The organism is Mycobacterium sp. 1465703.0, from assembly GCF_001672975.1.
Lineage (GTDB): Bacteria > Actinomycetota > Actinomycetes > Mycobacteriales > Mycobacteriaceae > Mycobacterium.
In genome coordinates this window covers 1-14688 of record NZ_LZKU01000103.1, presented here as the reverse complement: position 1 = coordinate 14688, position 14688 = coordinate 1, and the positions used below count along the sequence as shown (strand labels likewise).

The 14688-nt window shown below is 66.5% G+C and carries 16 protein-coding genes; 7 read left to right on the top strand and 9 right to left on the bottom strand.

Annotated elements, in window-relative coordinates; all coding sequences use genetic code 11:
* Positions 1–169: 169 nt before the first annotated feature.
* Entirely contained in the window at positions 170–2017 is a 1848-nt protein-coding gene (locus A5625_RS09435) for a fatty acyl-AMP ligase (protein WP_066992004.1), read from the bottom strand.
* Positions 2018–2225: 208 nt separating this feature from the next.
* On the opposite strand from A5625_RS09435, the gene A5625_RS09430 reads away from it, so the two are divergent.
* Positions 2226–2693: an SRPBCC family protein gene (locus A5625_RS09430; RefSeq protein ID WP_066992000.1), complete on the top strand. Its 468-nt coding sequence runs from the start codon at positions 2226–2228 to the stop codon at positions 2691–2693.
* A 58-nt stretch (positions 2694–2751) separates the two neighbouring features.
* On the opposite strand, the gene A5625_RS09425 is transcribed toward A5625_RS09430, so the two are convergent.
* The 5 genes from A5625_RS09425 to A5625_RS09405 form a co-directional block, all read right to left on the bottom strand.
* Positions 2752–3090, bottom strand: a complete 339-nt coding sequence (locus A5625_RS09425) for a hypothetical protein (protein ID WP_066991997.1) — start codon at positions 3088–3090, stop codon at positions 2752–2754.
* Between the two features lie 130 nt (positions 3091–3220).
* A complete protein-coding gene (locus A5625_RS09420) occupies positions 3221–4384 on the bottom strand; it encodes an LLM class flavin-dependent oxidoreductase (RefSeq protein WP_066991994.1) in 1164 nt (387 codons plus the stop codon).
* 167 nt (positions 4385–4551) lie between these two features.
* On the bottom strand, positions 4552–4962 hold the full coding sequence (locus tag A5625_RS29035; protein WP_066992010.1) for a hypothetical protein: 411 nt from the start codon (positions 4960–4962) through the stop codon (positions 4552–4554).
* Positions 4963–5439: 477 nt separating this feature from the next.
* Positions 5440–7728, bottom strand: coding sequence for an isocitrate lyase ICL2 (gene aceA / locus A5625_RS09410; RefSeq protein ID WP_066991991.1), 2289 nt, complete (start codon positions 7726–7728; stop codon positions 5440–5442).
* 232 nt (positions 7729–7960) lie between these two features.
* Complete coding sequence (locus A5625_RS09405) at positions 7961–8671, bottom strand: MBL fold metallo-hydrolase (RefSeq protein WP_066991988.1); 711 nt, start codon at positions 8669–8671, stop codon at positions 7961–7963.
* Between the two features lie 68 nt (positions 8672–8739).
* On the opposite strand from A5625_RS09405, the gene A5625_RS09400 reads away from it, so the two are divergent.
* The 4 genes from A5625_RS09400 (at position 8740) to A5625_RS09385 (ending at position 10639) form a co-directional block, all read left to right on the top strand.
* Positions 8740–9054 carry a helix-turn-helix transcriptional regulator gene (locus A5625_RS09400; protein ID WP_082984341.1) on the top strand — a complete coding sequence of 105 codons (315 nt, stop codon included), beginning with the start codon at positions 8740–8742 and terminating at the stop codon, positions 9052–9054.
* Positions 9051–9467, top strand: a complete 417-nt coding sequence (locus A5625_RS09395) for an SRPBCC domain-containing protein (protein ID WP_066991985.1) — start codon at positions 9051–9053, stop codon at positions 9465–9467. Before A5625_RS09400 ends, A5625_RS09395 begins: the two co-directional genes overlap by 4 nt.
* A 51-nt stretch (positions 9468–9518) precedes the next feature.
* Complete coding sequence (locus tag A5625_RS09390; RefSeq protein WP_066991982.1) at positions 9519–9965, top strand: SRPBCC family protein; 447 nt, start codon at positions 9519–9521, stop codon at positions 9963–9965.
* Between the two features lie 65 nt (positions 9966–10030).
* On the top strand, positions 10031–10639 hold the full coding sequence (locus tag A5625_RS09385) for a YbhB/YbcL family Raf kinase inhibitor-like protein (protein ID WP_066991979.1): 609 nt from the start codon (positions 10031–10033) through the stop codon (positions 10637–10639).
* Between the two features lie 56 nt (positions 10640–10695).
* Here A5625_RS09385 and A5625_RS09380 read toward each other — a convergent pair whose 3' ends face one another.
* Positions 10696–11565, bottom strand: a complete 870-nt coding sequence (locus tag A5625_RS09380) for a LysR family transcriptional regulator (RefSeq protein WP_066991975.1) — start codon at positions 11563–11565, stop codon at positions 10696–10698.
* A gap of 104 nt (positions 11566–11669) precedes the next feature.
* Between A5625_RS09380 and A5625_RS09375 the strand changes: the two genes are divergently transcribed.
* Together A5625_RS09375 and A5625_RS09370 are read left to right on the top strand one after the other, a co-directional pair.
* Positions 11670–12062 (top strand): tautomerase family protein, encoded by a 393-nt coding sequence (locus A5625_RS09375; RefSeq protein ID WP_066991974.1) that lies wholly within the window; start codon positions 11670–11672, stop codon positions 12060–12062.
* Between the two features lie 8 nt (positions 12063–12070).
* Positions 12071–13048 carry a nitronate monooxygenase family protein gene (locus A5625_RS09370; RefSeq protein WP_197516032.1) on the top strand — a complete coding sequence of 326 codons (978 nt, stop codon included), beginning with the start codon at positions 12071–12073 and terminating at the stop codon, positions 13046–13048.
* Here A5625_RS09370 and A5625_RS09365 read toward each other — a convergent pair.
* Together A5625_RS09365 and A5625_RS09360 are read right to left on the bottom strand one after the other, a co-directional pair.
* Positions 13042–13755: a hypothetical protein gene (locus A5625_RS09365; RefSeq protein WP_066991968.1), complete on the bottom strand. Its 714-nt coding sequence runs from the start codon at positions 13753–13755 to the stop codon at positions 13042–13044. The two genes, A5625_RS09370 and A5625_RS09365, sit on opposite strands and share 7 nt — an antisense overlap.
* 16 nt (positions 13756–13771) lie before the next feature.
* On the bottom strand, positions 13772–14688 hold a 917-nt coding region (locus tag A5625_RS09360; protein WP_156748074.1), incomplete at its 5' end, for a class I adenylate-forming enzyme family protein.

Genomic DNA, 14688 nt, shown 5'->3' with positions numbered 1-14688 from the left:
GGTCGAAATCGTGCGACCGTTCCTCGCTACGCCGTCGGTAGGCGCCGAACGCCCGCACCGCGGCCACGATCGCGCCGGTCAGCGGCAGCAGCAGAATCAGCAGCTCCGCCAACCGGAATATCAACCCCACATGGCCAGGATGCCAGGAACGGCCGGCGTTGACTTCCGGTCAACGCACGCCCAGGGTCCCGCCCAGGTATTCGGCGCGACAGGCCAGCCGGGCCAGTTTGCCGCTGGTGGTCCGTGGGATAGCACCGGCCGGCAGCAGACGCACGTCCGAAACGGGCAGGCCGTGCCGCTGCGACACCGCGATCCGGATCGCCTCGATCGCCGGCCCCGGATCCCGACGACTGGTGCCCGCGGCGCGTTCGGCGACCACGACGAGGCGGGTGGCGCCCGGGTCATCATCGGCGGGCACGGCGAACGCAGTCACGTATCCGCGCCGAACCACATCGGAGGCTTCGGCAACGGTGGCCTCGATGTCGTGCGGGTAGTGGTGTCGGCCGTTGATCGTCACCAGGTCCGCGATCCGGCCGGTCACGTACAGCTCACCGTCGAGGTACACGCCCAAATCGCCGGTGCGCAGCCAGGAGCGTTCCGGATCGGCGCCCTCGGCGTGGCTGCCTTCGGCGAGCCGTGATCGCAGCGTGGCCCCGAACGCCCGGCGAGTCTCATCGGGCAGCCCCCAGTAACCGCGGGCGACATTGTTGCCCTGCAGCCAGATTTCGCCCACCTCGCCGTCCGGCAATTCGGAGCCATCGGCCGGGTCGACGATGACGGCCCACTCGCTGCGTGCAACCTGTCCACACGACACCTGAGCGACCGCGTTGGGATCGCCCGCGGGCACGTGCACCGCGTACCCGGCGCCCAGCCGTTCCCGGTCGAAGTACACCGCCGTCGCCTCGGCGGCCGGGGCGATGGTCGCGACGAACAACGTTCCCTCGGCAATGCCATACGACGGCTTGAAGGCGGTCCGCGGCAACCCGTACGGCGCGAACGCCTTGTTGAAGGTTCTGATCGCATCGATGCTGACCGGTTCGGAGCCGATGATCATCACCACACTGCGCAGATCGATGTCTGAGCCGCGGGTGGGCAGGCCACGCTGCGCCGCCCACTCGTACGCGAAATTGGGTGCCGCGGTGACGACGTTGCCCCGCCGCGACCCGTCGGACAGCGCCTGTATCCATCGTTGCGGCCGGCGGACGAACGCGGTGGGAGACATCAGCGTGGAGTGACCGCCGTAGACGGCCGGAAAGCCGATCATCGACAAACCCATGTCGTGGTAGAGCGGTAACCAGCTGACGCCGTGGGTGTTTCGGTCCAGCAGGTCGATCGACAGAATCATCTGCACCAGGTTGGTCCCTACCGCGCGGTGGGTGATTTCGATGCCGACCGGGGGGCGGGTGGAGCCCGAGGTGTACTGCAGGTGCGAGACATCGTCCATACCGATCTCAGTGGGCACGAACGACTCCCGCGCCGAGTCGGGGATCCGGTCGATGACGATCACCTGTGGCCGGGGCAGGTGCGGGTGACTCGCCACGAACGTATCGACCGCGTCGCGTGCGGTTGTGGTGGTGAGTACGACGGCGGGCTCCGAATCGCGCAGCGCGGTATCGAGGCGCTCGGCATGCCCGGGTAGTTCGGGGGCGAACAATGGCACCGCGATGGTGCCGGCCTTGACCGCCGCATAGAACCCGGCGACGTAATCGATGCCCTGGGGCGCCAGGACCGCAACGCGCTCACCACGACTCGCGGATTGTTGGATGCGGGCGCCGATGGCTTCCAATCGGACACCGAACCGGCTCCACGTCACCTCTTCGGCATCCCCGTCAGCCGAACGGCTGTAGTCGAGGTAGCGATAGGCCACGCTGTCACCGACGTTGGCGATGTTGCGGTCGATCAGCGAGATCAGGTTGACCCCGGGCGGCAGCACGACACTGCCCTTGGCGTCCAGGCAGTCCTCGATCCGAAGTAGGCCGCGGGCAACCGCGCCGGCCTGCCGGGAACCGTGATCCATGACTGCAGTGTAGGCAAGCCGATGCCAGGCTCCCCCGCCGGTGAATCGGCAAACAGCAAGAGCGACGGGCGCATTCGCAGCGCCTGGCGGACGTTCGATCAACGGGCGGACAGCAACGATCAACCCGATCCGGCGGACGCCCGCTGTGGGCGGTAGCCTACGGCGAGCGGCGTGCAGGGCCGTCCGTTTGCTACCACCAGGAGTCGTGATGCCGGGCCGGAGCTATTCCTTCGAAGTCATCCGTACCAGCAGTGCGCCCGCCGCGACGCTGTTCCGGCTGGTAGCCGACGGCGCCAATTGGTCGCGGTGGGCCAAGCCGATCGTGATGCACTCGAGTTGGGCGCGCCAGGGCGACCCGGCACCCGGTGGCATCGGGGCGATCCGCAAGGTGGGCATGTGGCCCGTCTACGTGCAAGAGGAAACCGTCGAGTACGAGCAGGACCGCCGCCACGCCTACAAGCTGGTGGGCCCGCCGAACCCGGCAAAGGACTACGCCGGCGAGGTCGTCCTCACGCCAAATGCGGCCGGTGGAACCGACATCCGCTGGACCGGTTCATTCACCGAAGGCGTACGCGGCACGGGTCCGCTGATGCGCGCCGCCATGGGCGGAGCGGTCCGGTTTTTCGCGAGCCGGCTGGTGAAGGCGGCCGAGCGCGAATCCAACGTCGGCCGCTAGGTATCCGGCACGGCGCATGACGGCCGCGGGAAGCGGCCGCCACGCCTCGATTCACGACCTACGGGTTGTTGAACTGGTTCTCGTACGTTTGTTGCTGCTGCATGTCCTGGTTGAACTGCTGCTGGGCCTGCTCGTTTTGCTGTTCGGCCTGTTGCATGGACTGCTGCAGCTGCTGCTGTAGTTGGGCCTGGTCGTCGTCGTCATCGGCCGCCAATCCGCCGCCGATCAGCCCCGGCGGCGCCTGGGGTGGAACCGCCGTCAGGCGTTCGGTGTTGTCAAGCTCGGCCGCGTCATACAGGGCGAGCAAGGCCAGGGTCGCGGCGCCCGCGAATACGAGGCGCCGTGATCGCCGACGGCGTCCGCCGGTGATCGTGGGATTAGGGGTATCGGTGCTCATCCTTCAGGTATGGGCCGCGTCCTTAGCCGGCCGCTGAGACGCGGCTGTCGCATCGCTATGAAGCGGCGCACCGGCAGCGAAATACCCAGGCTTCGAGGTGTTCTTGCGCGGTGATTGGGCAGCTGAGTCGCTACTTCGCGTCGACCTCGTCCTGATACTTCTTGGTCATGTGCGCGACGGCGTCCAACTGCGACTGCGCGAGGCTCTCCCGGGCCTGTCCGGCGCGCGCGGCGGCATCCAGCGTCGGCTGCGCCTGACCCTGGAAGTGCGGCATCACTTCGGCGGCGAACAATTCGGCGGATCGTTTGGTGGCGGCCGGATTGGCCCACTCGTGCCCCATCTGCAGCATGCAGCCGAACCCGCCGGACTGGTCCCACAACCGCTGAACCTGTTCGCGCGCCCGCTCGGGCGTGCCGATCACGCCGGCGCCGTTCTCGTTGATGACGTCGATCATCTCGTCCAGCTGATCGCCCGGCATCGTCATCTGGGGGAAAGCGGCCACCTTCTGGAAATACCGGAACCACGGCTCGATGCCGAACTTGACCTCTTCGCGAGCCTGCTTTTCGGTCTCGGCGAGATGGAACAAACCGACCAGGCTCCAGTTCTTGCGGTCGACCCGCGTGCCGAAGGCCGCGGCGCGCTCCTCGACGATGCCCCAGTGGTAGGACAGCGCATTGAATCCTTCGACGGTCAGCGTCGCGCCGATGGACAGCAGGCCGATGCCGTGCTTGCCGGCCAACCGCGCGCCCGTCGGAGATGCGACCGCGGCGACCGACAGCGGAATGCCGCCGTCGGAGTAGGCGGCAAGCTGCAACTTGGCATCGAACAACTGGTGGGTGGCGGTTTTAGCGCTAACCGTCTCGCCCGCCAGCAGCCGGACGACGATGTCGAGATTGGTTTCCAGTAACTCGCGGGTGTCGGTAGGGGTCAATCCGATCATGGACGAGTCGCTGGGCAGCGAGCCCGGCCCGACACCGCCGATGATGCGGCCGTGGGTGAGGTGATCCAGCAGCATCAGCCGGTCGGCGACCCAGAGCGGGTTGTGATACGACAACGAAATGACTCCGGTGCCGAACCGGATCCGCTTCGCGCGCTCGGCGGCGGCGGCGATGAAAACCTCTGGGGAGCTGATGATTTCGCTACCGGCCGAGTGGTGTTCGCCCATCCAGACTTCGTCAAAGCCCAGGGCGTCGAGGTGCTCGATGAACTCGAGATCGCGTTGCAAGGCCAACGTCGGATTGCTGCCGGCGCGATGGAACGGGGCGATGAAATATCCGAACCTGAGCTTCGACATTGAAGTCCCCTTGCATCCGAGTTGCGGAGAACAATAACCCGGATCACGGGTCTGGCCCTAGGCCTGGAAGTTTTCAGCCGGTGGGGCCAGGTGATCCCGGCCCCACCGGCTATGGGAGCAAGTTTTTGTGGTCCGCGGTTAAGGGCTGGCTCGACGCGACTCGGTGATCAGTAGCCGCCGCAGACGCCGCCGACACAGCCGCCTCCGCCGCCCGGTCCGCCTCCGCCTCCGCCGACGCCGGGAATGCTGCCGCCGCCGCCACCGGGGCCACCGCCACCGGTCGGGCCGCCGGGAATGCTGCCGCCGCCGCCACCGGGGCCACCGCCACCGGTCGGGCCGCCGGGCACGCTGCCGCCGCCTCCGCCCGGGCCGCCACCGCCGTTCGGGCCGCCCGGCTCACCGCCGCCGCCACCGCCCGGTGCGGGGGCAGGCGCGACGGTGGAGGAGGGGGTGGTGGTCGTGGTCGTGGTCGTGGTGGTGCTTGGGCCGCCCTTGTGACCGCCACCGCACGCGACCGACAGCACGAGCATCGCCGCGCCGCCGAACAGTGCAACCGTGGTCCTCAGTCCCGATCTCATCAGCTCCCCCAATCTCCACTTGCGCCACTTCATCCCGCCCACCTTTTCTTACCCCTGGCCGCCGACGCGCAAACAGGTTCTGGCGGCAAGTTCGGGTAAGACGAAGATGGCCCATCACCCGGGGTGATGGGCCATTGGCGGACAATGGTTGGCTAGCAATTCGCTCCCGGGACACAGCCGGCGAGTGTGGCAATGTGCACGCCGGGCGCCGCAGCGGCGGGCTGCGTGGATGTGACGTTGGATGATGAAGGTGTCGTGACGGTCGAGGCGGTGGCCGTCGAGCTAACGCCGGCGACACCGAATCCTGTTCGCAAGGTGAATTCTTGTCATTGCGCGCGATGACGGACCTGGTGAGTCGTGTTCAAGGTCGGCCGCGCCAGAATGGCGGCCACGCGCCGAACTGCGTCGCGCTGGATCGATGAAACCCCTCAGCGGCCGCCGCATCGGTCGATGAGGCGGCCGCGGTCGAGCCGCTGGCTAATCTTCTTTGGTGATCAGCTTGCGCAGCGCAACCCGGTCGGGCTGCAGGAGTTCGGCAATGCGGGGCCGGTTGACCTCGGCGACGATGATCTCGCCGACTTCCTGATAGACCTCGCTGAAAATGCCGTGCGACTTCATCTTCGAGGTCTGATACTGGTTGTCCTCGGTGGGCGTCACATAGATCACCGCGTCCGCCTTGAAGCGGTGCACCAGCCAGAGGTGGATCAGGGTCATCAGTCGCTTCTGCCGTAGCTTCTCGGCGAAGGTGTTCTGGTCGCGCACCTGCAGGATGCTGCGGCCGTGCCGGTCCTTGATCGGGTCGACGACGACGTTGGCCAGCTGCTCGTCGTCGTTGCCGTAGATGCCGAGTTCCAGCACGTCCGAGCCGGCCCGGCGGGGCCGCAGTTGAACGCGGAGTTTCTCGCCCAGACTGTAGTTCTCGCTCCACATCGCCAGCCACTCCTCGAGCAGCTTCTTGGGCACCTCGGTCTGCACCAGGTGCTGGTGCTGGGTCGAGCCTTCGCCCATCGCCTTGGTGGTGGCGGTGCGACCGGAGGAGGCGGTCAGCGCCGCGTCGCTGCGCGGCCCGCCGACCAGGGTTTGCGGTGTGCGGTAAGGGGATTCGACCAGGCGCATCTTGCGCTGCAGGCGGGCCAACGCCAGCATGCCGTCCTGCTGCAGGGAGGTGGCGAACTCCTCGGCCGCCACGCCGTCGATCTGGTGGCCGCCGTAGGTGATGAAGTTGAAGACGAAGCCCATCTTGCCCAGTTCCTCGGGGAACTGCTTCATCTGCTCGTCGGTCATGCCGGTGGTGTCCCAGTTGAACGACGGCGACAGGTTGTAGGCCAGCATCTGGTCGGGGAACTCCGCGTGGATGGCGTCGGCGAACTGCTTGGCGTCGGCCAGGTCGGCGGTCTTGGTCTCCATCCACAGCAGGTCGGCGAACGGCGCCGCCGCCAGGGATTTGGCGATGGCGTACGGGATGCCGCCGCGGATCTGGTAGTAGCCCTCGGGGGTCTTCGCCAGCTCGCAGTCCCAACCCGGGTCGACCCCCAGCTCCTTCGCCTTGGTCTTGGCGGAGTACAGCGACGCGCGTGCCGCGAACGCCCGCCATTCGTCGGCGCTCATGTCGGCCGGCTCGCCCTCGCTTGCATCGAATTCGAGCACGTCGGCCACGGCTTCGCCGTAGGTCATCAGCCCGGCGTCGTCCTCCCAGGCCGACACGAACCGCGACTCGACCTGGTCGAACAGGTCATCGATCGACTGTTGACCGTTCTCGCGCCAGGTATTGACGGCGTCGGAGATCACGCCCTGGATGCCCTGGCGCTCCAGCCAGGCCGTCGCCTGGGCGTACTCCCCTTCCGGCAGCGCATACAGAAGGTGACCGTTGAGGTCTTTGACGCCCAGCTCGTAGAAGCGCCGGACCATCGCCAAGAAGCACGACTTGTACGAGGGGATATTGAGGTTGGTGGCGCCGAGCAGGAACGGCTGGTCGCGCTCGTCGGCCCGACTGTCGAGCAAGTTGGCCGCCTCGGCGTCGGTGCGGGCGACGATGATGCCGGGCACCCGCATGATGTCGAGCTGGAAGCGCGCGGCATTGAGGCGTTTGATCTGCTCGTCGGACGGCACCAGCACTTTGCCGCCCTGGTGACCACACTTCTTGGTGCCCGGACGCTGGTCCTCGATGTGGTATCCCGGCACCCCGACCTCGACGAACCGCCGGATCAGGTTGCGCACGTGCGGATCACCGCCGTGGCCGGTGTCCGCGTCGGCGATGATGAACGGCCGGAAGTCGTATTCGACGGCGGTGGCCCGCTGTTGCTCACTCATGTGCAGACGTTGGTACTGCTGGTTGCGGTCGGCGGTCAGCAGCGCGCGCACCAGCACCGCGGCGTCATCAGGCACCTGACTCAGCGGGTAGCTGGCGAGGTCAGGTCCGGGATCTTCGGTGGTGGAGCCCTTGGCCGACGTTGCCCAACCGCCCAGGTAAATTCCCTCGATACCCATCCGCTTCATCGCGACCGCCTGGCCCGGCGAGTACGGGCCGAACGTCGTGATGCTCTTCTTCTCCGCGAACAACTCACGCAGTCGCTCGTAGAAAGCGGCCGCCGCATTACGGGCGACGGTGTAGTCGGTGGGTATGGTGCCGCGCTGCTCGGCTACCTGGCGAGCCGTGAAGAGGCGGGTGATGCGGGAAAAGCGCGGGTCGTCGAAGTACCGCTGGGTGGCAGCGACCTCGTCCTCAAACGATGACCGGACTTGCGTGTCCTTATCAATGATCGCCATGTCTTACGCTCCTCTTCGCACACGATTGCACTGAACGTGAGTCTATCCCCGGAAACGGCAGTTCAATCAGGAGCTGCAGGACTAGAGCCAAAACTGTTGCCCTGTCCGGTACTTGCCAGAGCTGCAACGCGGGGGGTCGGTGATCGGCGCGGACCGGAGGGCCGTCACGGCGCTCTCCCGGCCGGGTCGCGGTTTCAATGATTTGGGGCGCAAGGCTTTTCGTCACCCCCAGTCACCGCGTTGTTGCGCGCCGGGCCAACCAGTCTCGCTGGCGACGGACGAAGTCCGCGTCGACGACGCTGCCATGACCCGGAACGTAGATCGCGTCGGGACCGCCGAGCGCCAGCAACCGGTCGAGGGTCGCGGGCCAGGCCAAGACGTCGGAGTCGGCGTCTATCGCGGGGTCGGCGGACTGCTCAACCAGGTCGCCGGTGAACACCACGTCCCGTTCGCCATCGTCCGTCGCGGGCGCGACCACCACCAAGTCCGATGTGGTGTGGCCACTGCCGAGGTGGGCGATCGTCACCGTGCGGTCCCCCAAGTCGACGGCAGCGTCGTAGCCGCCGGGCGGCGGCCGCAACGCGGCGATCGCCGCGTCCACCTCGGCGGCGTCGGCACCGTGACCAAGCGCGTCCTGGCGAAGGTCCTCGGTGGCCGACGAGAGGTATTCGGCCACCTCCGGTGCGCAGTGAACCTGCGCCCCGGAAAACAGCGATGAACCCAGCACGTGATCGAAGTGCTTGTGCGTCAAGATAATATGACTCACCGGCCCCCCGGCGAGCACTCCGACGTCGGCGTCGATCGCGGCCGCTTCGGTCAGCGTGGTCCCGGTGTCCACGAGCAATGCCGCGGTACGGCCGCACACCAGCCCGATGGTGACGTCGCAGAACGGTAGCCGGCAGCGATGCACACTGCCGGTGAGCCGTTCCCAGACCAAGTGCACACCAGCAAGCTAGTCGAGTACGTCGGAAGTAGTTGACATGTCGGAAATGTCCGACATATGTTGGCACGGTGGCTAGCGTCGATCGCGTCTTTCTCGCCTTGGCCAACCCGGTGCGGCGTGAACTGCTGGAGATCCTCGTCCATCAACCACTGTCGGCGGGTGCACTCAGCGAACGGTTCGAGCTCAGCCGGCCCGCGGTGGCCGAGCACCTGAAGGTGCTGCGTGATGCGGGCCTGGTGGCCAACGAGGCGCGCGGGCGTCATCGCATCTACCGCCTGACCGCGGAACCGCTGGCCGAGCTCGGCGCGTGGCTGCATCCGTTCGAGAAGTTCTGGCGTGTCCGACTGGCCAAGCTCGCCGAGGTCGCAGAGGAGCTGCAATGACCGAAACGTCAAGGTTCGCCACCATCCGGGTGGATCAGTTCGTCGCAGCGCCACCGGCCAAGGTGTGGCGCCTGCTGACCGAACCCGCGCTGATGAGGTTGTGGTGGGCCGAGGGGCAGGTGGCCGCGGTGGTGGGACACCAGTTCACCCTCGACATGCCGGGCTACGGCAAGCAACCGTGCACGGTGCTCGAGGTAAACCCGCCGCACCTCTTCGTCTACACGTTTACCGCCGCCTGGACGCTGACCTGGCGGCTGGAAGCAGAAGGCGAAGGTACCCGAGTGTTCTTGGAGCACAGCGGGTTTGACCTCAACGACAACCGCATGGTTCAGGCGTTCGAGCGCATGGGGACGGGATGGCGTGACGTCGTCCTGCCCCGTCTCGCGCAGACTACTGCGCAATCAAGCCCCTGACGTGCATTCGAACTGGGTTTCAGGCCGCACGGCACCGGCTATCTCCCCGACATGGCTATTACCGATTCCCGCGAGGTCGTCATCGAAGCGACCCCCGACGAAATCCTCGATGTGCTGTTCGACCTCGAATCGTTGACCGAGTGGTCGGCGGCGCACAAGAAGGTCGAAGTGCTCGAGCGCGACGACCAGAACCACCCGACCCGATCCAGACAGGTCGTCAAACTTGTCGGCGTCAGCGACGAGCAGGAACTCGCCTACACCGTTCACGACGACGGTGTGGGCTGGACCCTGGTCAGCTCGAAACAGCAACGCGCACAGGAGGGTCGGTACACGCTGATACCCGAAGGGGATTCCACCCGGGTGCGCTTCGAACTCACCGTTGACCTGGTGGCGCCGGTGCCCGGATTCTTGGTCAAGAGGGGGGCCAAGAGCCTGATGGACACGGCCACCGAGGGCCTGCGCAATCGGGTGCTCGAAGTCGAGAAGCGCAGCACCTAGCGGCGCTAGCCCGGACGGAAATTGGGTCCTTCCCGAGTGCGTCCGGGCGAGTCAGACTGTTATTCATGGAATCGACGCTGGCGGGCACGTCGCACCGAATCGCGGCGATCATCGCTGCGCTGGCACTCGCGCCGGCGCTGGCCGGCTGCAGCGGCCAAGGTCATAGCCACCCGACCACCTCTTCGACGCCGAAGGTCACCACCCTGGGCCGGACGGTGCCGCGGGCGCCCGCCGAAGGTCCGCTGACGATCAGCAGTCCTGCCTTCGACGACGGCGCCCCGATTCCGGTGCAGTACACCTGCAAAGGCGCCGACATCGCTCCGCCGTTGGCGTGGTCGGCACCGTTCGGTGCGAGCCTCATCGTCGACGATCCCGACGCCATCAACGGGCTGTACATCCACTGGGTGGTCGTCGGAATCGGCCCCGGCTCAGGTAGCACCGCCGATGGCCAGACTCCGGCCGGGGCGACCGCTCTGCCGAACACGGCCGGCCAGCCCGCCTACAAGGGCCCGTGCCCCCCGCCGGGAAGCGGGACGCATCATTACCGGTTCACCCTCTACCAGCTGCCCAATGACTACCAGCTACCGCGCGGCCTGGCGGGTGTGCCGGCGGCGCAGGCGATTTCCGGCGCCGCAACCGCGCAGGCGCAGCTCATCGGAACATTCAGCGGCTGATCGGTCGAAGACACGCGAGAACCGCTGCGCGGGACCGTGTTCGGGGGTGCGACCCGCTACCCGTCGGCAGCGCTGTCCACGGCGGCCTCGATGAAGCGGCGAAGTACCGGGCCGTTCGACCGCTTCAAAAAGGCCAGGGCGACGGGGATGTCGGGTGCGCCCCGCAGTGCGATGAAGCGCACGCCCGGGTGAATGTTGCGTCTGATGGCGACGTCGGGAATCACTCCGATGCCGCGATCGGCCGCGACGGACTCGATCCACTCGTCGAAATTGGTTGTCTCGACTACGGTTTCCGGTCCCGCACCCGCGGGCCACGACCAGGGGCCGGTGGTGCCGCTGGTGGTGTTGATCACCAGCGGCCACCGTGGCACCTCGGCCCAGTCCAGCTCCGCTCGCTGCGCCAGGGGTGAATGCACCGAACACACCGCCACGCGCGGCTCATCGAAAAGGTGCACGATTCGAACGGCGGTGGAGGTGATGTGGCCGCGCACCAGGGCGATGTCGACCTTGCCCTGCTGCACCGCGGCGAGCGCATCGTCGGTGCGGATCAGGCTGACGGTGGTCCGGGTGGCGCGCTCGAAGCGGGCGACCGTGTCCTGTGCCCACGGGTCGGGCAACAGCCAGCTGAACCCCAGCCGGACGCTCGCCTGCTGCCGGACGGCGTCGACACCGCGACCCAACTCGGCGAGAACCCGTTCCACGTACTCGAGAAAAACCCGCCCGGCCGCAGTGGCTGTGACGTGTCGCGAACTGCGGTCCAACAGCGTCGCTTCGAGCGCGTCTTCGAGCTGTTGGATGGTTCGGCTCAGCGCGGGCTGGGTGATGCTGAGTTCTCGGGCGGCCCGAGTGAATGATTCCAGGCGTGCCACCGCTTCGAACGCCCGTAGGTGACGCAACTCGACTCGGCCGGCCCGCACCAGGTCCATGCCTGACGAGCATAGATGTCCTACACAAGGCATTTCACCCGGGATTGCCGCGGACATAACGTCGGTTGCAGTGGATGCGCAATCCACTATTCGCAGGAGGAAAAATGCCGCTGTTGTACATCGACCTCATCGAGGGTCGTAGCCGGTCCGAGGTTCGCGCATTGCTGGACGCGATCCACGAGACGGTGGTCGAAGCGTTCGGTGTTCCCGAGCGCGATCGCTACCAGGTGGTGCGCACCCACCCGGCCCACGAGATCGTGACACTGGATACCGGTCTCGGCATCGACCGGACGTCTCGGCAGGTGGTCCTGCACGTGGTGAGCCGACAACGTCCACGGGAGCTCAAGCAGAAGTTCTATGAATTGCTGGCGTCCCGTCTCGCCGACCGGTGCGGGCTCGACCCTGCCGATCTGATCGTCTCGATCACCGAAAACAACGAGGTGGACTGGTCTTTCGGCTACGGTCGGGCGCAGTTCCTCACCGGTGAACTCAAGTGAGCACCGCCGTGGGCCTGACGACACGCCTCACCGAGTTGTTCGGGATCCAGCAGCCGATCCTGCTGGCACCGATGGCCTTGGCGTCCGGGGGCAGGCTTGCGGCGGCAGTGACGCGGGCCGGCGGCCTCGGCCTCATCGGTGGGGGCTACGCCGACGCCGAATGGCTGCAATCACAGATCAGTCGGGCTGACGGAGCCCGAGTCGGATACGGGTTCATCACTTGGAGCCTGGCTCGCCATCCGGGAGTTCTCGACGTAGCGCTCGCCCAGCAGCCGGCGGCCGTGATGCTGTCGTTCGGTGAATTGCAGCCGTTCGCCGATCGCATCCACGCGGCCGGTGTTCCGCTCGTCGCACAGGTGCAGAATCTCGATCAGACGCGCCGTGCCCTGGACGCCGGGGCCCAAGTCGTCGTGGCGCAGGGTAGCGAGGCCGGTGGACACGGAATGAGCGTGCGGTCGACGTTCACCTTGGTACCCGAGGTCGTCGACTTGGTAGCGGATCGCTCGCCCGACACGTTGGTGGTGGCCGCCGGCGGCGTCGGCGATGGTCGCGGGTTGGCGGCCGCGCTGGCGCTGGGCGCCGATGGCGCGGTGGTGGGAACCCGGTTCTGGGCGACACCGGAAGCGCTGGTGTCACCGCGCGCCCAGCAGCGGGTTGTGGCGGCCGGCGGAGACGACACTGTGCGCACTCGCGTCTACGATTTGGTGCGCCGCCTCGATTGGCCCGCCGAATACAACGCGCGAGCGCTGGCCAATGCCTTCCTGAACACCTGGCACGGCCATGAAGCCGCGCTGTCGGCGCGGCTGCCCGAAGCGGTTAGCGAATACGAAAAAGCCGTCGCTGCAGAGGATTTCGACACCGCCGCCATATTGGTCGGCGAAGGCGTGGGACGCATAAGCGAGGTCCGCCCCGCCGCTGACATCGTCGCCGACATGGTCAGCGAAGCGGCCCACATCCTGAATCGCGCGGGGCACCCGGCTCAATAAAGTGGTGACCAATGCGAGGTACGCAGCAACCGGCTTTGCCATTGATCGCGGAACTTCAAAGCTTCGAACATGTAACTGCCCGGCGCCCGGTGCTCGGGCGGGACCTCCTTGGTGAGCAGGTTAACAAGCGCCGCGTAGTCGTTGGAGTCGTCAATCTTTTGCCACAGCATCGCTTCTCGCCGTCGATAACTTCCGTGCGCCACCTGAAAGCAGGCCTGAATATCAAGGATTCGCATCCGTGCAGGTGCCTTCGACAGCGGCCGATAGTAAATCTCGTCCCAGGAGCGGATGTAGTCATCGAGCGGCGCGTGGGGCCAGCCGGTGTCTTCCATGAACAGCGTCAGGGGGTGAGTGGACCCATCGGTGGGCACGGTCGTCAAGTCCACCTGCTGAAGCGGTGACCATGAGACCGGCAACAGTATTTTGCCGCTCACTTCGTGGCGCAGGTTGTCCAGCTCGCGCATCCAGGGCCGGAGGTCACCGCTCTGCGCCCGGCGGGCAAGTCTCTCCCAGGCCGCGCCGTCGACGATGCCGGTGATCGTCACCACGTTGTACGACATCCCGGACCCGTGGGCGTGGTTGGTGTACCACAGCAGTCGAGCTTCGTCCTGTGCAGCCAGTGTCGGCATCCAGCCCTCGCGGTAGGCGGCCTCGAAATCGTCTTGCCGCGCGCCGACCACTTTGTGGGTCTCGTGCAGGAACAGCATTGGGACTCCCAGGTTTTCAGGCGTTCTCCGCGATCAGCGCGGCCAGCTCACGGCGGTTGATTTTGCCGGTTGAGTTGTAAGGGATGTTCTCCACGATCGCCAGCCGTTCGGGTAGCTTGAAGTAAGCGATCGATTCGCGGCAGTGTGCGCGCAGCTCCTCGAGAGTGACTGGCGCGCAAACGACTACCGCAGCCCCTACCCGCTGGCCGAGCTCGTCATCGGCGATCCCGATGACCGCGACATCGCGCACGGCCGCGTGCGAACGCAGCGCCTCCTCGACTTCGATCGGGCCGAACTTCTCTCCCCCGCGGTTGATGGTGTCACTGAGTCGTCCGCTGGGAAAGATGTAGCCGTCTGAGTCTTGGCGGGCGAGATCGCCGGTGCGCAGCCAGCCCGCGGTGACGTTCTGGGTGGTGTTCACCCACAGCTCGCCGACCGCTCCGACTTCGACATCGCTTCCCGTGTCGGGATTAACGACGCGCACCTCGACTCCGGGTAGCGGTCGCCCCACCGAGCCCGCGCGAGCGGGGTCGTGGTGATCGTTTGGCATCAGCGTCGTGTAGGCGCCAAGAGTCTCGGTCTGTCCGAATACGTTGGCGAAAGCCACATGTGGAAGCGCGGTCATCGCCCTGCGCACCAGACTGACGGGTGCGGCGGCGGCGCCGTAAGCGATGGCGACCAGCGACGTCAGATCCGTGCCGGCGAAGTCGGGATGGTCGAGGACGCGCTGCAACATGGTCGGCACCATGAATGTGGTTGTGACGCGGTGCTCTGACACCAGGCGAAGCCACTCACCGGCATCAAAGCGCTGCTGTACCACCGAGGTGTTGCCGGAGTACAGGCTGCCGAGGATGCCCAGCGCGCCCCCGACATGGAAGAAGGGGACACACATCATCCCCACTGACGGCTTGGCCTGCCTGCGAAATGGCGCCG

Bases quoted from the DNA above. Each gene is read 5' to 3' on its own strand.
- A5625_RS09435 (WP_066992004.1), bottom strand. From the start codon at position 2,017: ATGGATCACGGTTCCCGGCAGGCCGGCGCGGTTGCCCGCGGCCTACTT.
- A5625_RS09430 (WP_066992000.1), top strand. From the start codon at position 2,226: ATGCCGGGCCGGAGCTATTCCTTCGAAGTCATCCGTACCAGCAGTGCG.
- A5625_RS09425 (WP_066991997.1), bottom strand. From the start codon at position 3,090: ATGAGCACCGATACCCCTAATCCCACGATCACCGGCGGACGCCGTCGG.
- A5625_RS09420 (WP_066991994.1), bottom strand. From the start codon at position 4,384: ATGTCGAAGCTCAGGTTCGGATATTTCATCGCCCCGTTCCATCGCGCC.
- A5625_RS29035 (WP_066992010.1), bottom strand. From the start codon at position 4,962: ATGAGATCGGGACTGAGGACCACGGTTGCACTGTTCGGCGGCGCGGCG.
- aceA (WP_066991991.1), bottom strand. From the start codon at position 7,728: ATGGCGATCATTGATAAGGACACGCAAGTCCGGTCATCGTTTGAGGAC.
- A5625_RS09395 (WP_066991985.1), top strand. From the start codon at position 9,051: ATGACCGAAACGTCAAGGTTCGCCACCATCCGGGTGGATCAGTTCGTC.
- A5625_RS09390 (WP_066991982.1), top strand. From the start codon at position 9,519: ATGGCTATTACCGATTCCCGCGAGGTCGTCATCGAAGCGACCCCCGAC.
- A5625_RS09385 (WP_066991979.1), top strand. From the start codon at position 10,031: ATGGAATCGACGCTGGCGGGCACGTCGCACCGAATCGCGGCGATCATC.
- A5625_RS09380 (WP_066991975.1), bottom strand. From the start codon at position 11,565: ATGGACCTGGTGCGGGCCGGCCGAGTCGAGTTGCGTCACCTACGGGCG.
- A5625_RS09375 (WP_066991974.1), top strand. From the start codon at position 11,670: ATGCCGCTGTTGTACATCGACCTCATCGAGGGTCGTAGCCGGTCCGAG.
- A5625_RS09365 (WP_066991968.1), bottom strand. From the start codon at position 13,755: ATGCTGTTCCTGCACGAGACCCACAAAGTGGTCGGCGCGCGGCAAGAC.